General features: G+C 69.7%; 3 protein-coding genes and 1 pseudogene. 2 read left to right on the top strand and 2 right to left on the bottom strand.

Translation table 11 applies throughout. The features are described 5' to 3' along the window. Positions 1-200: 200 nt before the first annotated feature. Together ABZ281_RS30105 and ABZ281_RS30100 are read right to left on the bottom strand one after the other, a co-directional pair. Complete coding sequence (locus tag ABZ281_RS30105; RefSeq protein ID WP_356660540.1) at positions 201-416, bottom strand: hypothetical protein; 216 nt, start codon at positions 414-416, stop codon at positions 201-203. Positions 417-538: 122 nt separating this feature from the next. After that, a pseudogene (locus ABZ281_RS30100) lies at positions 539-990 on the bottom strand (TerB family tellurite resistance protein). Between the two features lie 133 nt (positions 991-1,123). On the opposite strand from ABZ281_RS30100, the gene ABZ281_RS30095 reads away from it, so the two are divergent. Both ABZ281_RS30095 and ABZ281_RS30090 read left to right on the top strand, forming a co-directional pair. Next, positions 1,124-1,906: a class I SAM-dependent methyltransferase gene (locus ABZ281_RS30095; protein WP_356660538.1), complete on the top strand. Its 783-nt coding sequence runs from the start codon at positions 1,124-1,126 to the stop codon at positions 1,904-1,906. Between the two features lie 251 nt (positions 1,907-2,157). After that, on the top strand, positions 2,158-7,269 hold a 5,112-nt coding region (locus ABZ281_RS30090; RefSeq protein WP_356660536.1), incomplete at its 3' end, for a family 43 glycosylhydrolase.

Below are 7,269 nucleotides of genomic sequence, written 5' to 3'. Positions count from 1 at the left end.
ATCAGTGTGAAGGGCTGCCGTAACGTCGGGCTCTGTCACACCTGCCTCATCCGCCACCGGCAGAGCCTTGCCACGGGTCAGTTCGTGCAGGTTCCAGGCCGCGTCGGCCTTCGGCCGCAGCACAACGATGTTGAGCCTACGCGGAAGGGTGAGGGCGTCCCGGACGCCGTCCGGGGGCGGGGAGGGGGAGTCGGTGCGCCCTACTCGGTCTCGCGCTCCAGGACGCGCCGGGCCGCCTCGGCCTCCGCCGCGGGCGGCGACAGTTCGTCGAGGGTGTCGAGCTCGTCGTCCGTCTCCAGTTCCCGTTCCCAGGCCGCCGCGAGGCGCTCCTGCTCCTGGCGCGGCCTGGCGCCGACCGCATCGCGGTGCTCCGGGTCCAGAGCTGCCAGGAATCGTCCGAGCGGGTCCGAGGGCATGCGGGGCTCCTTGTCGTATGGAGGGGTGCCAAACAGCCCCAGCATGGCCGAATCCCAGCGCCCCGGCCGCTCGACACAGCCGGGCAACACCGCGTTGGCCCCTCGGCCCCAGGCCCGCTCGATCAGAGGTCGAACTCGTGCGGCAGCAGGTCGAGGGCGTAGCACGCCTCGCGGACCACCGCCTGCTCGTCCTTGTCGAAGTCGCCGTCGGCACCGCCGATGACGATGCCGATCTGGACGACGGCCCGCGCCTCGGCCGGCTTCTTCCTGGCCTTGGCGATTTCCTGCATGACGCTCACCTCGCCCAAGTCGAAGTCGGCGGTCAGCTTGTCGAGGTTGTCCTCGAAGCGGCGGCGCAGATCGTCGGCGGAGAAGTCCTGCAGCACCTCGTTGGTGGCGACGCGCTGGGCGACGCGCTGCCGTTCGGCCGGGTCCACCGTGCCGTCGGCGGCGGCCACCAGGGCGCACATGGCCATACTGGAGTCGCGGAAGGCGCCGCTCTTCAGCTCGTTCTCGCGATCAGCCGGCTCTGCATCGTCGAGGCGGATTCCTTGAGACTGTCCCACAGGGCCATGAGAACTCCTTGAGTGCCGGTAGCTCTACAGCACTGTAGAAGCTGCCAGTCCTTGTCCGAGAGAGCCCGGCTTCCCGGTGCCGATGATCGACAGTTGCGCCCGGGTGACGGCCCGGCAGAACGGAGACCCGCCATGACCAGCTCGTTCCGTCCTGACTTCGGGCTCACCGCGCAGGACTACGGCCGCCACCGCGCCGGATTCCCCCCGCAGCTCGTCTCGCACCTGTACCGGCACGGCATCGCCTTCCCCGGCAAGGACGTGCTCGACGTCGGGACCGGCACCGGCGCCCTGGCCCGGCTGGTCGCGCAGGAAGGGGCACGGGTGACCGGCCTGGACCCGGCGGGGCCGCTGCTCGAACAGGCCCGGGAGCTCGACCGGGAATCCGGGGTGGAGACCGACTACCGGGTGGGCACCGCGGAAGCGACAGGACTGCCGGACGCGTCGTACGACGTGGTGACGGCGGGTCAGTGCTGGCACTGGTTCGACGCACCGAAGGCCGGGGCCGAGATGCGGCGGCTGCTGCGTCCCGGTGGCCGGATGGTCATCGCCCACTTCGACTGGCTGCCCGTGCCGGGCAACGTGGTCGAGGCGACCGAGGAACTGATCATCTCCTTCAACCCGGCCTGGACGATGGGCGGCGGCACCGGCCTGTACCCGCGCTGGCTGACCGACCTGGCCGGCTCGGGCTTCACCGGCATCGAGACCTTCTCCTTCGACCTGGACGTGCCGTACCCGCCCGAGGCGTGGCGCGGGCGCATCCGGGCCAGCGCCGGGGTCGGCGCCAGTCTGCCGCCGGACGAGGTGGAGCGCTTCGACGAGACCCTCGGCCGGGTGCTGCGCGACCGTTTTCCCGGCAAGACCCTCCAAGTCCCGCACCGCATCTGGGCCGTGGTGGCGACAAGGGGCGAGAGCTGACGCGCACATCGAGGCGTCCGTTACCACCGACCGGTGACACGTGGCGGCCCGGCCCGTGGCGCATGTTCGACCTGCCGGACATTGTTCGAAACCTCTTGACGCTGGCCCGGGCGTCGCTGAGACTCTCGCCACACACTTCACCTGCGTGCAACGGCAGGCCCCGGCAAGGACTTGCCGTCGCCTCGTCGGCCGCTCGTCCTTTCCGTTCCGACCTGTCCGTCCTCAGCCATGCCTCAGCAGGGAACCTCGACATGACGCACGTCGCACGCCTTCGCAGCCGCGCGAGACGCCGGGCGGGCCATCTCGCCGGACTGACCGCCGCGTCGATGCTGCTCACCCTCGCCGGACCCACCGCTTCCGCACACGCGGCCCCGGCGGCACCGGCGGCCGAAGCCGCGGACATCACCGACGGTCTGGCCCTCTGGTACAAGCTCGACGCACCCTCGGGCGCTACCGCGACCGACGCCTCCGGCAACGGCCGGAACGGCGCGGTCAGCGGCACGGCCGACTGGTCCGCATCCGGTCAGGGGCTCGCCTTCAACGGGTCGGACACCTACATCAAGGTGCCGGACGACGTCATGAAGGGCATGAACGCGATCACCGTCTCCATGGACGTACTGATCGACTCGGCTCAGAACACTCCCTACTTCCTCTACGGCTTCGGCAACACCAGCGCCGGCACCGGCAACGGCTACCTGTTCACCACCGGCAACTCCTTCCGCACCTCCGTCGCGACGGGCAACTGGTCGACCGAGCAGACCACCAAGCCGTCCGACTCCCACAACCTGACCCGCGGGGTGTGGAAACACGTCACCTACGCCCAGACCGGCTCCACGGGCGTGCTCTACGAGGACGGCGTCGAGGTCGGCCGCAACACCTCGGTCACCACCACGCCCGGCGCCATCGGCTCCGGCACCACCAAGGCCAACTACATCGGCAAGTCCGTCTACGACGGCGACAAGCTCTTCAAGGGCCGGATACGCGACTTCCGGGTGTACGACCGGGCCCTGGACGGTTCGGAGGTCGAGCAGCTCTCCCTCCCCGTCGCCACGCAGGGTGTCGCCGACGACAAGGACGCCCTGAGCCTCGGTGACACCAGCGGCGTCACCTCCGACCTCGACCTGCCGAAGACCGGCCCGGCCGGCGGCTGCGCCATCAGCTGGGACAGCGACAACCCGTCCGTCGTCTCGGACACCGGCAAGGTGACCCGCCCCGAGGCCGGTTCACCGGACGGCCGCGCCACGCTCACGGCGACCCTGAAGAAGGGCACCGTGACCGGCACCAAGACCTTCGACGTCACGGTCCGGCCCGCGCTCGACGACGTGGCCGCCGTCCGGCAGGCAGCGGAAGCGCTCACGGTCCACAACCTCGACGACGTGCGCGGCAACCTCACCCTGCCCAGGAGCGGTGCCCTCGGCACGACCGTCACCTGGGCGTCCGCGAAGCCGGACATCGTCTCCGCCGGCGGCGAGGTCCACCGCCCCGCGCACGGCGACGGCGCCACCACCGTCGAGCTGACCGCCACCGTCACCAAGGGCGCGGCCGAGACAACCCGCGTCCTGACGGCCCGGGTGCCCGAACTGCCCGCCGACGCGGCCCTCAACGGCTACATGTTCAGCTACTTCACCGGCGAGGGCACCTCTGACGGCGAACAGCTCTACGCCGCGCTCAGCAAGGGCAACGACCCGCTGCACTGGCGTGAGCTGAACGACGGAAAACCGGTCCTCACCTCCACGCTCGGTGAGAAGGGCCTGCGCGACCCGTTCATCATCCGCTCCCCGGAAGGCGACAAGTTCTACCAGATCGCCACCGACCTCAGGATCTACGGCAACGGCGACTGGGACGCCTCCCAGCGCACCGGCAGCAAGTCCATCATGGTCTGGGAATCCACCGACCTGGTGCACTGGACCAACCAGCGCCTGGTCAAGGTCTCACCCGACAGCGCCGGCAACACCTGGGCACCGGAGGCCTTCTACGACGCCGAGCGCGGCGAGTACGTCGTCTTCTGGGCGTCGAAGCTGTACGACAACGCCGACCACTCCGGCGACACGTACAACCGTATGATGTACGCCACCACCCGTGACTTCCACACCTTCAGCGAGCCCAAGGTCTGGATCGACCGCGGCTACTCGGTCATCGACTCGACGATGATCCGGCACGACGGGACGTACTACCGGCTGTCCAAGGACGAGCGGAACAACAGCTCCTCCACCCCCAACAGCAAGTTCATCTTCCAGGAGAAGAGCGCCTCGATCCTCGACCCGTCCTGGACCGCCGTCGCCGAGGGCATCGGCAAGGGCGCGATGAACGCCGCCGAGGGACCGCTGGTGTTCAAGTCCAACACCGAGGAGAAGTGGTACGCGTTCCTCGACGAGTTCGGCGGCCGCGGCTACATCCCCTTCGAGACGACCGACCTGGACTCAGGCACCTGGACCCCCTCCACCGGCTACGACCTGCCCGCCAAGCCCCGCCACGGCACTGTTCTGCCGGTCACCCAGGCCGAGTACGACCGGCTGCTGCGCGCCTACCAGCCCGACCAGATCGTGAAGAGCGTCGAGGACGTGTCGGTGAAGACCCGGGTCGGCGACGCCCCGGTCCTGCCGGCCACGGTGATCGCCGAGTACGCCGACGGCGTCAAGCGGCTCGTCTCCGTCGACTGGGAGGACGTCCCGGCGTCGAAGTACGCCCAGCCCGGCACCTTCACCGTCACCGGCAGCCTGCCCGGCGGCGCCGCGATCCCGGTCCGGGCCGAGGTCACTGTGTCCGACGAGGGACCGGACGTCCCGGCGGACCTGCTGCTGCACTACGACTTCGACGAGACCGGCGGCAACATCGCCCGCGACTCCAGCGGCCACGGCCACCACGGCACCTACGTCCGCACGCCCGACTTCGGCACCGGTGTCGAAGGCGGCTCGGTCAAGATGTCCGGCGGCTCCGACTCGCCGTACGTGAAGATCCCCAACGGAGTGCTCAAGAACGCCGCCGGCGTGACGGTGTCGGCGTACGCGAAGTGGAAGGGCGGCAGCAGTTTCCAGTGGCTGTTCGGGCTCGGCCCCGACAGCGACACGTACCTGTTCGCCACCCCGTCCAACGGCGGCTCCAGCCTCTACTCGGCCATCACGAAGGCGAGTTGGTCGGCGGAGTCGAAGCTGACGGCCGGATCGCAGCTCACGCCCGGCCACTGGCGGCACGTCACGGTGACGCTCGACGGCGCCACCGGCACGATGGTGCTGTACGCCGACGGCGTCGAGGCGGCCCGCACGACGACCACCGTCAAACCGTCCGAGCTGTACGACGCGGCCAAGGACTACAGCGGCTACATCGGCCGCTCCCTGTACGCGGCCGACCCGTACTTCGGCGGCGAGGTCGACGACTTCCGCATCTACGACCGTGCCCTCACCGGCACCGAGGTCATGCGGCTCAGCGGCAACACGGCGGGCATCGCCAAGGCGACGCACCCGGCGCTCAAGGTCGACGCACTCGTCGACAACGCGGCCGGCACGATCACCCTGCCGATGCGGGCGGGCACCGATCTCACCGCGCTGGCACCGCAGTTCACCCTCGCCGAGGGCGCGTCGATCAGCCCCGCCTCCGGCAGCGCGCACGACTTCACCAAGCCGGTCACGTACGAGGTCACCGGGTCGGACGGCAAGAAGCGCACCTGGAAGGTCTCGGCGCTGATCATGAAGACCCCGGTCCTGCCGGGCCTGAACGCCGACCCGAACATCGTGCGCTTCGGCGACACGTTCTACCTCTACCCGACGACCGACGGCTTCGAGGGCTGGAGCGGCACGCAGTTCAAGGCCTACTCCTCCAAGGACCTGGTCCACTGGAAGGACCACGGCGTCATCCTCGACCTGGGGCCGGACGTCAGCTGGGCGGACAGCAGGGCCTGGGCACCGGCGATGACCGAGAAGGACGGCACGTACTACTTCTACTTCTGTGCCGACGCGAACATCGGCGTGGCCGTCTCCGACTCGCCCACCGGGCCGTTCAAGGACGCCCTGGGCAAGCCACTGCTGAAGGCCGGTGACTTCCGTGGCCAGATGATCGACCCGGCGGTCTTCGCCGACGACGACGGCAAGCAGTACCTCTACTGGGGCAACGGCCGCGCCTACGTCGTCCCGCTGGGCGACGACATGACCTCCATCGACACCTCACAGGTCGAGGACATCACCCCGAGCGGCTACAACGAGGGCACCTTCGTCATCAAGCGCAAGGGCACCTACTACTTCATGTGGTCGGAGAACGACACCCGGGACGAGAACTACCGCGTCGCCTACGCGACCGGCCCCTCGCCCACCGGCCCGTGGACCAAGCAGGGCGTCATCCTGGAGAAGGACCTGTCCCTGGGCATCAAGGGCCCGGGCCACCACTCCGCCGTCCACGTCCCCAACACCGACGACTGGTACATCGCCTATCACCGCTTCGCGGTGCCCGGCGGTGACGGCACCCATCGCGAAACAACCATCGACAAACTGGAGTTCGGCTCCGACGGCCTGATCGAGAAGGTCGTCCCGACCCTCGGAGGCATCGACCCGGTCACCGTCGTCCACGCCGGGCCGGACGCCACCGGCACCGAGGGCGAGGTGATCACCCTCGCCGGCACCGTCTCCGGGGCGGGCACCCCGAACTGGACCGTCCAGGACGGCGCCCCGTGCGCCGTCAAGGACCCCGCGGCGGCCCGCACGAGCCTCACCTGCACCGACGACGGCACCTTCAAGGCGACCCTGACCGGCGGGAACGGCTCCGACACCACGACGGTCAAGGTCGCCAACGCCGCCCCGTCGATCACATCCGCCCAGGGCCCCGGCTCGCCCGTCTCCGCGGGCAGGGCCGCCGTCGTCACCGCCTCCTTCGCCGACCCGGGCACCGCCGACGGGCACACCTGCCGGGTCGACTGGAAGGACGGCAGCCGACCGACGACCGGCACGGTCACCGGCTCCGGCTGCCGCGCCGCCCACATCTACGATGACGCGGGCATCCACCGCCCCCTCGTCACGGTCACCGACGACGACGGTGGCACGGACACCACCACGCTCCCGGAGCTGATCGTCTACGACCGTGCCGCCGGACCCGCACACGGCATCGGCACGATCACCTCGCCGGCCGGCGCCTACCCGGGCGAGCCGGGGCTGTCCGGAAAGGCGGCGTTCACCCTGTCCGCCCACTACCGCAAAGGAGCCGACGTCCCGTCCGGCAAGGCCACGTTCGTCTTCGGCTCCGTCCCGCTCATCTTCCGCTCGACCGGCTCCGAGTGGCTCGTGGTGAACGCCTCCCAGGCCGCCTACCAAGGCACCGGCACGGTCGGTGGCAAGAGCGGCTACGCCTTCAGAGTCACCGCCACCGACGGCCCGGACACC

The organism is Streptomyces sp. NPDC006265 (assembly GCF_040613555.1).
GTDB lineage: Bacteria > Actinomycetota > Actinomycetes > Streptomycetales > Streptomycetaceae > Streptomyces.
This window is presented reverse-complemented; position numbering and strand designations above follow the sequence as displayed.

What these genes read in the sequence shown, in the direction of transcription:
- ABZ281_RS30105 (WP_356660540.1), bottom strand. Translation starts at nt 416, where the DNA reads ATGCCCTCGGACCCGCTCGGACGATTCCTGGCAGCTCTGGACCCGGAG.
- ABZ281_RS30095 (WP_356660538.1), top strand. Translation starts at nt 1,124, where the DNA reads ATGACCAGCTCGTTCCGTCCTGACTTCGGGCTCACCGCGCAGGACTAC.